Source organism: Pseudoblastomonas marina, from assembly GCF_014641655.1.
Lineage (GTDB): Bacteria > Pseudomonadota > Alphaproteobacteria > Sphingomonadales > Sphingomonadaceae > Alteriqipengyuania_A > Alteriqipengyuania_A marina.
Window position 1 is genome coordinate 1387411 of sequence record NZ_BMID01000001.1, and the last position, 13219, is coordinate 1400629.

16 protein-coding genes are annotated in these 13219 nt (G+C 65.3%); 9 read left to right on the top strand and 7 right to left on the bottom strand.

Annotated features, from left to right (window positions below):
* Positions 1-57 precede the first annotated feature (57 nt).
* The 7 genes from rpiB to IEW49_RS06725 all read left to right on the top strand — a co-directional run bounded on the left by rpiB (position 58) and on the right by IEW49_RS06725 (position 4139).
* Entirely contained in the window at positions 58-492 is a 435-nt protein-coding gene (rpiB, locus tag IEW49_RS06695) for a ribose 5-phosphate isomerase B (RefSeq protein ID WP_188641949.1), read from the top strand.
* Positions 489-1793, top strand: a complete 1305-nt coding sequence (gene glyA, locus IEW49_RS06700; RefSeq protein ID WP_188641950.1) for a serine hydroxymethyltransferase — start codon at positions 489-491, stop codon at positions 1791-1793. Before rpiB ends, glyA begins: the two co-directional genes overlap by 4 nt.
* A 2-nt stretch (positions 1794-1795) precedes the next feature.
* Positions 1796-2029, top strand: a complete 234-nt coding sequence (locus IEW49_RS06705) for a hypothetical protein (RefSeq protein ID WP_188641951.1) — start codon at positions 1796-1798, stop codon at positions 2027-2029.
* Positions 2030-2506: a transcriptional regulator NrdR gene (nrdR, locus tag IEW49_RS06710; protein WP_188641952.1), complete on the top strand. Its 477-nt coding sequence runs from the start codon at positions 2030-2032 to the stop codon at positions 2504-2506.
* Positions 2490-3227: an RNA methyltransferase gene (locus tag IEW49_RS06715; RefSeq protein ID WP_188641953.1), complete on the top strand. Its 738-nt coding sequence runs from the start codon at positions 2490-2492 to the stop codon at positions 3225-3227. Before nrdR ends, IEW49_RS06715 begins: the two co-directional genes overlap by 17 nt.
* 59 nt (positions 3228-3286) lie before the next feature.
* The gene (locus IEW49_RS06720) at positions 3287-3574 is read left to right on the top strand and encodes a hypothetical protein (RefSeq protein ID WP_188641954.1); all 288 of its coding nucleotides are present in this window, start codon (positions 3287-3289) and stop codon (positions 3572-3574) included.
* Between the two features lie 118 nt (positions 3575-3692).
* Complete coding sequence (locus IEW49_RS06725) at positions 3693-4139, top strand: hypothetical protein (protein WP_188641955.1); 447 nt, start codon at positions 3693-3695, stop codon at positions 4137-4139.
* A 36-nt stretch (positions 4140-4175) separates the two neighbouring features.
* Here IEW49_RS06725 and IEW49_RS06730 read toward each other — a convergent pair whose 3' ends face one another.
* A complete protein-coding gene (locus IEW49_RS06730; protein ID WP_188641956.1) occupies positions 4176-4490 on the bottom strand; it encodes a chorismate mutase in 315 nt (104 codons plus the stop codon).
* A gap of 230 nt (positions 4491-4720) precedes the next feature.
* On the opposite strand from IEW49_RS06730, the gene rpsD reads away from it, so the two are divergent.
* The gene (gene rpsD, locus IEW49_RS06735; protein ID WP_188641957.1) at positions 4721-5335 is read left to right on the top strand and encodes a 30S ribosomal protein S4; all 615 of its coding nucleotides are present in this window, start codon (positions 4721-4723) and stop codon (positions 5333-5335) included.
* 153 nt (positions 5336-5488) lie between these two features.
* Positions 5489-6574, top strand: a complete 1086-nt coding sequence (locus IEW49_RS06740; protein ID WP_188641958.1) for a hypothetical protein — start codon at positions 5489-5491, stop codon at positions 6572-6574.
* 2 nt (positions 6575-6576) lie between these two features.
* On the opposite strand, the gene IEW49_RS06745 is transcribed toward IEW49_RS06740, so the two are convergent.
* The 6 genes from IEW49_RS06745 to IEW49_RS06770 form a co-directional block, all read right to left on the bottom strand.
* On the bottom strand, positions 6577-8562 hold the full coding sequence (locus IEW49_RS06745) for an alpha/beta hydrolase family protein (protein ID WP_188641959.1): 1986 nt from the start codon (positions 8560-8562) through the stop codon (positions 6577-6579).
* 125 nt (positions 8563-8687) lie between these two features.
* Positions 8688-9404 (bottom strand): M50 family metallopeptidase, encoded by a 717-nt coding sequence (locus tag IEW49_RS06750; protein WP_229658112.1) that lies wholly within the window; start codon positions 9402-9404, stop codon positions 8688-8690.
* Positions 9401-10522, bottom strand: coding sequence for a tRNA guanosine(34) transglycosylase Tgt (gene tgt / locus IEW49_RS06755; RefSeq protein ID WP_188641960.1), 1122 nt, complete (start codon positions 10520-10522; stop codon positions 9401-9403). The genes IEW49_RS06750 and tgt overlap by 4 nt, the downstream gene beginning before the upstream one ends.
* Positions 10523-10543: 21 nt before the next feature.
* A complete protein-coding gene (locus tag IEW49_RS06760; RefSeq protein ID WP_188641961.1) occupies positions 10544-11308 on the bottom strand; it encodes an ABC transporter permease in 765 nt (254 codons plus the stop codon).
* Positions 11305-12243 carry an ABC transporter ATP-binding protein gene (locus tag IEW49_RS06765; RefSeq protein WP_188641962.1) on the bottom strand — a complete coding sequence of 313 codons (939 nt, stop codon included), beginning with the start codon at positions 12241-12243 and terminating at the stop codon, positions 11305-11307. The genes IEW49_RS06760 and IEW49_RS06765 overlap by 4 nt, the downstream gene beginning before the upstream one ends.
* Positions 12244-12290: 47 nt before the next feature.
* Positions 12291-13211 (bottom strand): DUF481 domain-containing protein, encoded by a 921-nt coding sequence (locus IEW49_RS06770; RefSeq protein ID WP_188641963.1) that lies wholly within the window; start codon positions 13209-13211, stop codon positions 12291-12293.
* Positions 13212-13219 lie beyond the last annotated feature (8 nt).

Genomic DNA, 13219 nt, shown 5'->3' on the forward strand with positions numbered 1-13219 from the left:
TCGAAAAAGGCAGCATCCGGGGTGGAGGGAATCGCCGCGTGCGACTATGTCGGCCCCATGCGTATCGCCATTGCTTCCGACCATGCCGCCATCGAGATGAAAACCCAGCTACGCGAGTGGCTGATCGAGGAAGGGCACGAAGTCGCCGATCTCGGCCCCGACAGCCACGACAGCGTCGATTACCCCGATTTCGGCTACAAGCTCGCCGGTGTCGTCGCCGATGGAACCGCCGAGCGCGGGATCGCGCTGTGCGGCTCGGGCATCGGCATCTCGATGTCGGTCAATCGCAACCCCAAGTGCCGCTGCGCGCTGGTGTCCGAACCGCTCTCGGCCACGCTCGCCCGCGAACACAACGATGCCAATTGCCTCGCCCTCGGCGCGCGGCTGACGGGCCTCGACATGGCAAAAGCCTGCGTCACCGCCTTTCTCACCACCGAATTCGAAGGCGGGCGCCACCAGCGCCGCGTCGATAAGCTGTCGGAGCCCAAATGAACGTCGAACGGACCGCAACGAAGCCCGCTGGCTTCTTCACCGAGAATCTCGAAACCGCCGATCCGGCGGTCCATGCCGCGATCCGCAAGGAATTGGCGCGCCAGCAGGACAAGATCGAGCTGATCGCGAGCGAGAACATCGCCAGCCTCGCCACGCTGCAGGCGACCGGCAGCGTGTTCACCAACAAGTATGCCGAGGGCTATCCGGGCAAACGCTATTACGGCGGCTGTGACTATGCCGACGAGGTCGAGTCGCTCGCGATCGAGCGCGCCAAGGAACTGTTCGGCTGCAAGTTCGCCAACGTCCAGCCCAATAGCGGCAGCCAGATGAACCAGGCGGTGTTTCTCGCGCTGCTCCAGCCCGGCGACACCTTCATGGGGCTCGACCTCAATTCGGGTGGGCATCTGACCCACGGCTCGCCGGTGAACATGAGCGGCAAGTGGTTCAATCCGGTAGCGTACGGCGTGCGCGAGGAAGACGAGCTGATCGACATGGATCAGGTCGCCGCCACGGCCCGCGAGCACAAGCCCAAGCTGATCATCGCCGGCGGCACCGCCTATTCGCGCGTGTGGGACTGGGCACGATTCCGCGAGATCGCCGACGAAGTCGGCGCCTACCTGCTGGTCGACATGAGTCATATCTCGGGCCTGGTCGCGGGCGGCGCGCACCCCTCGCCGATCCCGCATGCGCATGTCGTCACCACCACCACACACAAGTCGCTGCGCGGACCGCGCTCGGGCGTGATCCTGTGGAACGACGAGGAGCTGACCAAGCCGATCAACATGGCGGTCTTCCCCGGCATGCAGGGCGGCCCGCTGATGCATGTCGTCGCGGCCAAGGCGGTGGCGTTCGGCGAAGCGCTGCAGCCCAGCTTCCGCGCCTATGCCGATGCCGTGGTCGCCAATGCCCGCGCGCTCGCCGCGAGCCTCGAAAAGCATGGCCTGCGCGTCGTCTCGGGCGGGACCGACAACCACTCGCTGCTGGTCGATCTCTCGGCAAAGGACGTCACCGGCAAGGACGCGGAGAAGGGCCTCGATCGCGCCTGGCTGACCTGCAACAAGAACGGCATCCCGTTCGACACCCGCAGCCCTTTCGTCACCAGCGGCATCCGCCTCGGCACTCCGGCCGGGACGACGCGCGGTTTCGGTGAACGGGAATTCGAGACCATCGGTCGATTGATCGCTGACGTGGTCGAAGGAATGGCGCATAACGGGGCCGAGGGCGATGCCCAAGTGGAAGAGCGCGTGCGCGGCGAAGTAGCCGCGCTTTGCGCCGCCCACCCGATCTATCCGGAGATGTGACCATGACCGACCGCGACCCCAAGGACCCCCGCCACCAGGATCACGACCTGCTGCCCGATGCCAAGGCCGAGATTTCGGGCATGGCGAAGCAGGGCATGCAGCACCCTTCGACCAAGCCGGTATTGCTCGGCGCGGCCGCCGGAGCCGTCGCGGGCGCGATCCTGCCCGTGATTGGCCCCGTCGTCGGCGGCTTAGCGGGCGCGGGGATAATGCTGTACAAACGGTTGCGTCCATAGATGCGCTGCCCCTTCTGCGCGCATGAAGACAGCCAGGTAAAGGATTCGCGCCCCACAGAGGACAACACCGCGATCCGCCGCCGCCGCCAGTGCAGCCAGTGCGGTGCGCGCTTCACCACCTTCGAGCGCGTGCAGCTGCGTGACATCACCGTGGTCAAGACCGGAGCCGATGGCGAGGAAGGCCGCCGCCAACCCTTCGACCGTTCGAAAATCGAGCATTCGGTGCTGCTTGCCTGCCGCAAGCGCGACGTCTCGCGCGAAAAGATCGACCAGCTCGTCTCGGGCATCCAGCGTCAGGTCGAAACCGCCGGCGACAGCGAGATTTCCTCGCAGCGCATCGGCGAAATGGTGATGGACGGGCTGCGCCAGCTCGACAGCGTCGCCTATATCCGCTTCGCCAGCGTCTATCGGGATTTCAGCGAAGCGCGCGATTTCGAGGAATTCGCCAGTACGGTCCGCGATGTCGGCGGCGAATAATCAGCCCGTAATCGTGCTCGTCCGGCCACAACTGGGCGAGAATATCGGCAAGGCCGCGCGCGCCATGCGCAATTTCGGCCTCACCGAGATGCGGCTCGTCGCCCCGCGCGACGGTTGGCCCAATCCGGCCGCTGGCCCCGCCGCTTCGGGCGCCGACGACGTGCTCGAAGGAGCGAGGGTGTTCGACAGCCTTGGCGAGGCTGTGAGCGATTGTGCGCATGTCTATGCCACCACGGTGCGCAAGCGCGGGGTGACCAAGCCGGTCGTCACGCCAGAAGAGGCTGCGCACGCGATCCATGCCGACAGCGGGCGCAGCGCGCTGGTGTTCGGACCCGAGCGTTCGGGGCTCGAGACCGACGACGTTGCGCTCGCCCGGACGATCCTGACCGTGCCGATCGACCCCGAGTTCGGTTCGCTCAACCTCGCGCAGGCCGTGATCCTGTGCGCCTACGAATGGTCCAAGAACGCCGAAGGCCTGGTGCAGCCGACACATGAAGACGCCCTGCCCCCGGCCTCGCAGGAAGAGTTCGACGGTATGTTCGAGCAACTGGCCGCGATGCTCGAGCCGCGCGGCTATTTCCTCCCGCCCTCGCGCGCCGATGCGACCCGGCGGACCTTGCGCACGATGCTGACCAAGCCGGGCTGGAACCATCTCGAGGTGCGGACCATGCGTGGTGTTTTGTCCTCACTTTCCAAAGATAAACGCCCAACCGACGGGTGAAGGTTTGACGCTCGATCGCCGAGCCTCCACACCATCACCCTGAGTTCAAGGAGTCGCAAATGTCCAAGCTTTCCCTCGCCGTAGCCGCATTCGTTTTCGCTGCGAGCCCCGCTGCGTTCGCCGCGCAGGCCAACCCCGAACAGGAAAGCGAGCAGGAAGTCGCCGCTACCAAGGAAAAGCAGGACTCCGAGAAGCGCGAGGCCGACGAGGCGGACCAGAAGAAGATCTGCAAGCGGATCAAGAACATGGGGAGCCGGTTCAGCCAGAAGGTCTGCATGACGCGGGCCGAATGGGACGCCGAACGTCGCGGCACGCAGGATTCGATTCGCGATAGCAAGCGCGACTGATCGCGGGACTTTGCGGGATCAAGCGCTCCATGCGCGAATTCGTCATCAATTGACGGGACGATGCTATAAGCGCATCATTAAAGGGAATTAACCGGAGATTTTGTCACTGGAGATTCCCATGCGCCAATTCCGCCTCCCCGTTCCCGCCCTTCTCTTCGCCACCCTGCCTGCGCTGGTGGCGGCGCCAGTCGCCGCATTTCAGAGCGCACCGCAGGATGCTCCCGCCGCAGAAGAAAGCCAGCCGTCGACGACGGTAGCCGGAGAGGAGCCGACGGAGACCGAGGCTGTCGCGCAGGCCGACGGTGACACGGCGACCAAGCCGGATCAGAAGCTTGTCGTGTCGGGCGAGAAGGAAAAGACGGTCTGCCGCAACGTGACCGCGGTCGGATCGCGCGTCCCGCAGCGCGTCTGCCGGACCATGTCGACGGCCCGTGAGGACCGGTTGGCAACGCGCGAGGTCATGCAGGAACTGCAGCAGGACGGCGCACCGCTAAGCGAGAACGAAGATCTCTACAACGAGGCGGCGGCACAGGTCGGGGACGAGAGCCAGTCCCGCCCGCGCTGACCGGCCGTGCATTGCCGGACCCGCATCCGGCCCGTGTCAGGCGTTGCGGATAGTGTCGAATTCGTTGAATTCGTAGGCGATCGACGCCTCGACCAGGCGATCCCAGATATCCTCCAACGGGGCCTCGGGGAGCCCGGCATTGCGGGCATCGGCCACGGCATTTTCAATCACTTCGCGCTTGCGCGCCTCGTCGCGCACCGCGCTGCGATCGGGCTTGATCCGGGCGGCTGCGCGCATGTAGCCGAAGCGCCGTTCGAGCAGCGCCATGATCTGGCGGTCGGTCGCATCGACCCCGGCGCGCACTTCGGGCATCGAGGAACAGTCCTCGGGGAGTTTGATTGCGTCGTTCATGGCGCCCCCCTGCCCCGCGCGGCCTCGCCTGTCGAGACTTGACCGGTCGCGCTTTCTTGCTAAATGGGCGCCTCGCTTCGCGCGACTTCCATTAAGTCGAACGAATTTGGCCCCGCACCCCGGTGAAGCGGTGGCCGCGTCAGGGATTGAGCCCTGGCGGTGCGATGCCGGGTTGAATGGCCAGCAGGGGAATCGTCCTTGGGCTGGTCCGCAACTTTTGGAGAAGACTCATGTCGAAGCGCAAGAGCGCCAAGTACAAACTCGACCGCCGGATGGGCGAAAACATCTGGGGTCGCCCGAATTCCCCGGTCAACAAGCGTTCCTACGGTCCCGGCCAGCACGGCCAGCGCCGCAAGGGCAAGATGTCCGACTTCGGCCTGCAGCTCCGCGCCAAGCAGAAGCTCAAGGGCTATTACGGCGACGTCACCGAGAAGCAGTTCAAGGCGACCTACAAGAAAGCCGCCGCGATGAAGGGCGACACCGGCCAGAACCTGATCGGCCTGCTCGAGCAGCGCCTCGACATGGTCGTCTACCGCGCCAAGTTCGCCCCGACGATCTTCGCCGCGCGCCAGATCGTCAATCACGGCCACATCAAGCTGAACGGCGTGAAGACCAACATCCCCTCGGCCCGCGTCAAGGTCGGCGACGTGATCAGCCTCGGCGACAAGGCCAAGGATATGGCGCTGGTCATCGAAGCGCAGAGCCTGCCCGAGCGTGAAGTGCCCGATTACGTCGTCGCCGAAGGCAACGACGCGGTGACCTTCACCCGCGTGCCGAAGCTCGACGAAGTGCCCTACCCGGTCACGATGGAACCGAACCTGGTCGTCGAATTCTATTCGCGCTGATCGGTTTCCCAGCCAGATGTTCGAAAGGGCGGTCCCGCGGGGCCGCCCTTTTCGTTTGCGAGGTCGCACCGGCTATTCGTCAGAAAGTGTGGGTTTACCCGGCTTGCGCCAACTGCAAGGTTTTCCCTGCTCGAATTACGAGGGGAGAGCACATTGACCGCAATCCATTCTTTCATCACGCGAATTGCGCTGGCTATCGCTGCACTGGGTTTTTGGGCTCCGGCGCACGCACAGACGCTGCCGACCGACATAGAAGCGGTATTCACCGATCCCGATATCCAGCGCTACCCGGTCTATTACGCCCGGACGCCGGCCGATTCGGCCGAAGCCGTGCTCGCGGCGCGCGATATCGTCGGCGACAATAGCGAGGCGGCGAAGAAATACGGCGGCTTTCCGTTCACCAGCCGCACGCTCTCGGACGAGGGGATCGAGGGCACGCCGAGCTACTGGCTTGCCAATTTGCCGACCGAGGTCGACGGGGTCGAGCTCGTCCTCAAGTTTCGCGGCATCGACATCGCCGACCGGCGGCACAACCCGCTCCAGTTCATGCTCGGCAACAGCCCCGATGGCTATCTCTGGCTGGGAATCGACCAGGAAGGAGAGCTGTTGATTTCCAAGCGCACCCGCGAAGGCTGGGACGACTACGTCGAGACGGGCGAGTTTCCCGCAACGATCGACTGGGCCGCCGACAACGAACTCCATGTCATCTGGCTCGAATCGGGGCGCTATTTCGTCAAGCTCAATGGCAAATCGCTTTTCAGTGGCGATGCGCGCGGGGCGATCCCCGCCGATGTACCGTTGATCGGGCGCAGCAACCGGATGGTCGTCCGCGGCGAAATCGCGTTCGAGGAAATCCTGCTCAACCAGTTGATCGTCGCCGATGGCGAAGATTCCGACCCGATGCCGCCGGGGCTCACCTTTGCCGAAGTGCTCCAGCTGGCCGATGCCGCCTTCGCCGGCGAGGAAACCGCTGCGACCCGCGCATTCTATATATCGCAGGAACTCGACCTGCGCGAACGCGCAGCGCTCGCACTCGGCGCGGAATCAGGTGCCCCTGGCCTTCCCGGTGGCCTTGTCATGACGCTCAAGGTCGGCCCGGACGGTCGGGTCTACCGGGTCGAAGGGGCGAATGCGGGCGCGCTGTCGCCGGTCAATCCCGGTCTCGCCGCGATCGCAGCCCGCCTGCCCGAAGGCTGGCGCTACGATCGCGAACGCGAATGGCTGGTGCCGCCCCGCTGAGTTCAGTCGCCCAGCGCCTCGGACAGGAAACCGTCGATCGCGAGCAGCATCTTCTTGCGCGCCTGGCTGTCGCGGATGCCGTGCTCGAGCCCTTCGAACTCGATATAGGTGACCGGCTTGCCGGCGTCCTCGAGCCTGTCTTCCATCTTGCGCGACTGGTTATGCGACACGTTCCTGTCGAGCGTCCCGTGCACCAGCATAACCGGTGCGGCAAAGCGATCGGCATGTCGCGCCGGGCTCCCCGCCTCGATATGCGGGCCGTCACCGACGAAACGATCGACCAGGATCGAATGGGTGTAGGGCTGCGCTTCGCGGCGCAGGTCCTGCAGGTCGGTGACCGGCGCGATTGCCACCACCGCATTGTAAAGCTCGGGATCTAGCACCTGCGATTGCAGCGCCGCGTAGCCGCCATAGGACCATCCGGCGATCGCGAGCTTGTCCGCGGATGCGATTCCCTCGGACACCAGCCAGCGGCCCGCGTCGTTGACATCGCCCACCGCGGTTTCCCAAGCCTTGAAGCCATTGCGGCCGAACCACGCCTGACCATAGCCCGCCGAGCCGCGGTAATTGGGTTGGAGCACGGCATAACCGCGCGCCACGAAGAATTGCACCAGCCAGTCGAAGCCCCATTCGTCGCGGGCGCTGGGCCCGCCATGCGGCAGCACGATCGCGGGCAGGCCCTTTCCATCGGAGCCCGGCGGCAAGGTGAGGTATGCGGGAATCTGGGTGCCGTCCCGAGCGGGAAAGGTGACTGGCCGCATCTCGCCCATCGGCTTGTTCACGAGATAGTCGCGCATCGGCAGCAGCGGTTCGAGCTGCATCGTGTCCTTGTGGAACATGTAGAGCATGCCCGGATCGGTGTCGCTCGAGGCGATCAGCAGCAGCTTGCTCTCGTCCGCATTCGCCCCGACGATGTCGACCAGCGGATTGCCCGGTAGCGCCTTCTCGAGTTCGCTCGCGAGCCCGCCGAGTTCGCTGTCGAAATATTCGACCGCGCGTTTCTCGGTCGCATAGCTCGCGCCGACGACGCGGCGCTTGCGACCGATGCGGATCAGGCGGTCGACGTCGACGTCGTCGCGCATCATCACGACGCGTCCTTCACCGCTACCGTCGAGCTTGACCTCGACGATCGCGTCGTAGCCGCCGATGGTATCCCATCCGTAGACCACGTTGCGTTTCGAATCGACGGCGGCCGGCACGAAGTCGGTTCGCTCCTTACCGTCGATCGTCACCTGTTCGAATTCGCGCCAGCCATCGTCTCCGGCGGGGCGGTAATAGTACATCCGACGGCCGAGGAGCGTCCCGTCGCCCCGCCGTGCGCTGAGGACCTTGAGCCGCACGCGCCCCGTCTCGTCGGCGACAAAGGCGCTGGCCTTGTCGTCGGGACGTTCGACGACCTTGCGACGGCGGTTGGTGATGTCGACGGCATCGACCCCGAGGCCGGACTCCTCGTTTGCGAGACGCGTGCCGACGGTCATCTCGGGCACGTAGTCGCGGGTCATGAGAATGTTGTTTTCTTCGCCGGGGACGTCGAGCGCGACGATCGAGCCGCCATCCTGCCGGAACCCGAGCGCGCGAAAGCTGCGGCTCTGGGTAAGTACCTCGATATCGCTGCCGTCTTCATTGAAGGAGAAGATGCGCGAGAACCATAGGAGGACCCCGTCGTCGCGCTCGACCGCTCCGTCGAGCTCGCACACGAGCCGTGCTTCGGTAGCCCAGTCGCAGGACGTGATATCTCCGTTCTGCTCGGTGTTGCGCATGATGCTCTGCATCTCCGCGCCGCCGGCGAGGTCGATGACCTTCACCACCTCGCCATGGGTGGAATCGGGCGCGACGATCGCCAGCTTGTTCCCCGAAGGCGAGAGGCTGATGTCGAGGATCGACGGTCGCGCACCGTAACGCGCGGCAAGTTCTTCGGCATCCTGCGCAGCAACAGGCGTGACGATGGCAGCCGCAGTCGCGGCCAGAATGGCTTTGCAGATTTTCATGAGTTTCCCCGACCCAATTCCCGTTTTACCGGGCGAGCTTAGCAAAACACGGATCGATTGGAAGGGCCTGATATCGACGGCCTATACCGGCGGTTAACACTACTTTCGCAACAAGGCGCGAAGCCTCACCGGAGCGCGCGCCGCAGGCTCCACCACAGCAGCAGCGCTATGCCGAGGCTGATCGCGCCGCCCCAGAACCAGTAGGGCAGGACCAGCGCATCCGCGATCACCTGCGTGTCCGAGCGCTGCGAGATTCCGCCGACCACGCCACCGGCGGTGAAGAGATAGCCAAGATGCTGCCAGGTGCTGATCGCGGCCTCGACGCCGAGCACCTGGACGCCGAAGCGCGACCAGTCGCGCGAACCCTTCCACGCGAGTGCGAGAAGGGCCGCCCCGAACGGCGCGAGCACGGCGAGGCCGACGAGGCTACGCACCCAGATCAGGCAGGAAGCGAGCAGCGCCGCGCCGAGGATCGACAGTGCGATGCGGCTGGACTTCGCCGTGCGCGAGGCAAGGATCAGCCCGGCGCCCGCAAGCGGCGGCCCGAGCGGCCCGCCCGCAGCCACCAGCGCATCGGCAAAGCGCGATTGGTCCACCGGCGTGCGCGACAGCGACTGGCCCGACCCGTCGGCATAGATCACCAGCCGTTCGAATTCCGACCCGGTGAGCATGCTCGTCAGGCCATGGCCCATTTCATGGAACCAGGTCGCGAGGATGGTGAAGGGATAGAGCACAATGCTGCCGATCGCGGTCTGCCACAATAGCAGCGAGAGCAACCCAATCACCACCAGCAGGCCCGCACGCTGTTCGCGTGTCTGCCGACCGATATCGAACCGCGTCACGTGCAATAATCCCGCCGGAAGTCGGAGGCGAAGGTCGCGAAACGCCCCTCGCCGATCGCATCGCGCATCGCCTGCATAAGCTGCTGGTAGAAGGCGATATTGTGCTCGGTCATCAGCATCGCGCCGAGGATTTCGCCCGATTTGACGAGGTGGTGGAGGTAGGCGCGGCTATAGGTGCCGCAGGTGTCGCACGAACAGCGATCGTCGAGCGGATCGGTATCCTCGGCAAAGCGGGCATTGCGCAGATTGATCGGACCGTTCCAGGTGAACGCCTGGCCATTGCGGCCCGAACGGCTCGGCAGTACGCAATCGAACATGTCGACCCCGCGCTCGACCGCACCGACGAGATCGTCGGGCTTGCCGACACCCATCAGGTAACGCGGACGGTCCTGCGGAAGCTGGCCGGGCGCGAAATCGAGCGTCGCGAACATTGCCTCCTGCCCCTCGCCCACCGCAAGCCCGCCGATCGCATAGCCATCGAAGCCGATCTCTGTGAGCGCCTCGGCGGAACGCTGGCGGAGCTTCTCGTCGAGCGCGCCCTGCTGGATCCCGAACAGCGCCGCACCCTCGGCATGCTCGCCCCCGGCATCGAAGGCATCGCGGCTGCGCTTGGCCCAGCGCATCGACATCTCCATGCTCGCCGCGATCTCGTCGAGCGGCCGATCGGCACGCGGGCATTCGTCGAACGCCATCACGATGTCGGAGCCCAGCAGGCGCTGGATCTCCATCGACCGCTCGGGCGTGAGCATGTGCTTCGAACCGTCGAGATGGCTGCGGAACTCGACCCCCTGCTCGGTCAGCTTCCTCAGGTCGGACAGGCTCATCACCTGGTAGCCGCCGCTATCGGTCAGGATCGGGCGGTCCCAGCTCATGAACTTGTGCAGGCCACCCAGCCTGGCGACACGCTCCGCCCCGGGGCGGAGCATCAGGTGGTAGGTGTTGCCGAGGATGATGTCGGCGCCGGTCTTGCGCACGGTCTCGGGCTTCATCGCCTTGACCGTCGCGGCGGTGCCGACCGGCATGAAGGCGGGCGTGCGGATCGAGCCGCGGCGCATCGCGATTTCGCCCGTGCGCGCGGCGCCGTCGGTGGCGTGGATGGTGAACTGGAAGCGGGTCATTGCGAGCTCGCGCCTAGCCCGTCACGCGCGCAGTCGCCAGCCCGTGCGGAAGATATAGGCCACGATCGCCACGCACAGCGCGAGGAAGCCGAGCGTGATCGCGAAGCTGATCCAGATATCGACATCCGCGCTGCCGTAGAAGGTCCAGCGAAGCCCGCTGACGAGGTAGACGATCGGATTTGCAAGCGCGATCGTGTCCCAGGGCTGGGGCAACATGTCGATCGAGTAGAACGTTCCGCCCAGGAAGGTCAGCGGGGTGAGGAACAGCATCGGGATGATCCCGAGCTTCTCGAAATTGTCCGCCCAGATGCCGAGGATGAAGCCAAACAGGCTGAAGGCCGCGGCGACCAGCATGATGTAGACCACCGCGAGCAGCGGATGCGCGATCGAATAGTCGACGAACAGGCGCGCGGTGACGAGGATGATCGCCGCAAGGATCAGGCTCTTGGTCATCGCCGCGCCGACGAAGCCGATCAGCGTTTCCGCCACACCCACGGGGGCGCTGAGCAGCTCGTAGATCGTGCCGGTGAAGCGCGGCATGTAGATGCCGAAGCTCGAATTGCTGGTGGTCTCCCCCAACAGCGTCAGCATCAGCAGGCCGGGAATGATGAAGGCGCCGTAATCGACCCCGCCGAGATCGGGCATCCGTCCGCCGATCGCGGCGCCAAAAACGATGAAATAGAGCGAGGTCGTAAGCACCGGGGCGAGCACCGACTGGAAGGCCGTGCGCAGGAAGCGCATCAGCTCGCGGGTGTAGATCGACCAGGTCGAGCGCCAGTTGATCATGCGACCGCCTCCTCACCAAGCAGCGAGACGAAGATGTCCTCGAGGCTGCTGTCGCGGATATCGATCCCGATGTAGTCGATTCCCTCGGCAAGCAGCGCCTTGGTCAGTTCGGCGACCTCTTCCTTGCCCTTCCCCGTACCGTCGCCGCCGCGGTAGCAGAGCGAGGTGCCGTCCTTTTCGAGCTCGACCGGGAAACGCGCGATCGCGGGCGGGATTTCCGTCAATGGCCGGCCGAGCGCGATATGCGCTTCGGTACGCCCGAGCCGCGCCATCATCGCTGCCTTCTCGTCGACCATCACGATTTCCCCGCGATTGATCACCCCTACCCGGTCGGCCATTTCCTCGGCCTCCTCGATATAGTGCGTGGTCAGGATGATGGTGACGCCGCGCGCGCGCATCTCGTCGATGATCGCCCACATGCCCTTGCGCAGTTCGACGTCGACCCCCGCGGTGGGCTCGTCGAGGAACAGCAGGTCGGGTTCGTGCGCCAGCGCCTTCGCGATCAGCACGCGGCGTTTCATCCCGCCCGACAGCGCCATGATCCGCTCGTCGCGCTTGTCCCACAGGCTGAGGCTCTTGAGGATCTGCTCGATCCGCGCGGGGTCGGGCGCGAGGCCAAACAGGCCGCGCGAATAGGCGACCGCACGCCGCACCGGCTCGAACATGTCGGTCGAAAGCTCCTGCGGCACGAGGCCGATCCGCCGGCGTGCTTCGCGCCAGTCGGTCGCAAGGTCGTGACCGAAGGCGCGGATCGAGCCCGAGGTCGGGCGGACGAGCCCGCACACCGCACCGATCAGAGTGGTCTTGCCCGCGCCATTGGGCCCGAGCAGCGCGAAAATCTCGCCCTTGCGGATCGTCAGGTCGACATCGTCGAGTGCCTTGAGGCCGCCGGCATAGACCTTGGTCAGCCCTTCGATCTCGAGAATTGCGTCCATCGCATGGAGGCTAGCTGCCGGGCACCCTCTGGGGAAGTGGAATCGCGTCAGAAACCGTAGACCAGCGTGAAGCGCGTGATCGTGTCGGTATCGACCTTGCCCACCGGCGGATCGCTTTCATAGTCGACCTGGTACGAGACCCGCGTGCTCAAGCGATCGGTCACGCCGAACTCGAGCCCGGTGAGCGAGGACAGCGTGGTGTTGTTGCTCGCGACGACCGCGCTCGCATCCTGCGTCGCGGTGATGCGGTCCGCGACCTTCCAGTCGGAATCGACCGCGGCAAGCCCGGCGAGCCGCTCGCGGTCGGGCTCGGCGATGAAATCGGTGTAGCGCCATGCGGGGCCCGCGCGCAGCGCGAGCGAGATGCCGTCGCCGTCGATCGACGACCAGCCGAGACCGCCCGAAACGATGTAGCGCGCCGAAAAACCCGAAATCCGGTCGCGCTCGAACTGGGTGAGGCCATAGGCGAACAGGTTGTCACCCAGTTGCAGGCGCGGCTCGTAAGCGGCGAGGAAGCGCTCGCGGGTCACCACGCCCCGGCTCTCCTGGTAATCGGCATTGCCGCGCAGCAGGTGGGTCCAGTCGGCACCCTCGCGTTCGAGCCGCAGTGCCGCAGTCAGCCCGATATTTTCGCTGTTCCCGGTCGAGCGGAAGGCCCCGACCTGGCCTTTCCCGCCCCAACGCTCGAAGATTCCGGCGTTCTCGATCGCTTCGCGCTCGGCCGCCGCCTGCTGCTGCGCGGCAGCCTCCTGACCGGTGCGGAAGGCAGTTTCGAGCGCATCGATCTCGGCCGCATCCTCGGGATGGGTCTGGCGCGCGAGCTCGATCACGGTCGCGACCTTGGCCGGGTCGCCGCTGTCGATCGCGGCCTCGATTATCGCACGCACGCCTTCGGGCAGATCGAACGCGGCGGTAGGTGTGGCGGTGAGCGCCAGAACGGCGGAAAAGAGGGTCAGGGTCTTACGCATGACGCACC

Bases quoted from the DNA above. Each gene is read 5' to 3' on its own strand.
- rpiB (WP_188641949.1), top strand. From the start codon at position 58: ATGCGTATCGCCATTGCTTCCGACCATGCCGCCATCGAGATGAAAACC.
- glyA (WP_188641950.1), top strand. From the start codon at position 489: ATGAACGTCGAACGGACCGCAACGAAGCCCGCTGGCTTCTTCACCGAG.
- IEW49_RS06705 (WP_188641951.1), top strand. From the start codon at position 1,796: ATGACCGACCGCGACCCCAAGGACCCCCGCCACCAGGATCACGACCTG.
- nrdR (WP_188641952.1), top strand. From the start codon at position 2,030: ATGCGCTGCCCCTTCTGCGCGCATGAAGACAGCCAGGTAAAGGATTCG.
- IEW49_RS06715 (WP_188641953.1), top strand. From the start codon at position 2,490: ATGTCGGCGGCGAATAATCAGCCCGTAATCGTGCTCGTCCGGCCACAA.
- IEW49_RS06720 (WP_188641954.1), top strand. From the start codon at position 3,287: ATGTCCAAGCTTTCCCTCGCCGTAGCCGCATTCGTTTTCGCTGCGAGC.
- IEW49_RS06725 (WP_188641955.1), top strand. From the start codon at position 3,693: ATGCGCCAATTCCGCCTCCCCGTTCCCGCCCTTCTCTTCGCCACCCTG.
- IEW49_RS06730 (WP_188641956.1), bottom strand. From the start codon at position 4,490: ATGAACGACGCAATCAAACTCCCCGAGGACTGTTCCTCGATGCCCGAA.
- rpsD (WP_188641957.1), top strand. From the start codon at position 4,721: ATGTCGAAGCGCAAGAGCGCCAAGTACAAACTCGACCGCCGGATGGGC.
- IEW49_RS06745 (WP_188641959.1), bottom strand. From the start codon at position 8,562: ATGAAAATCTGCAAAGCCATTCTGGCCGCGACTGCGGCTGCCATCGTC.
- tgt (WP_188641960.1), bottom strand. From the start codon at position 10,522: ATGACCCGCTTCCAGTTCACCATCCACGCCACCGACGGCGCCGCGCGC.
- IEW49_RS06760 (WP_188641961.1), bottom strand. From the start codon at position 11,308: ATGATCAACTGGCGCTCGACCTGGTCGATCTACACCCGCGAGCTGATG.
- IEW49_RS06765 (WP_188641962.1), bottom strand. From the start codon at position 12,243: ATGGACGCAATTCTCGAGATCGAAGGGCTGACCAAGGTCTATGCCGGC.
- IEW49_RS06770 (WP_188641963.1), bottom strand. From the start codon at position 13,211: ATGCGTAAGACCCTGACCCTCTTTTCCGCCGTTCTGGCGCTCACCGCC.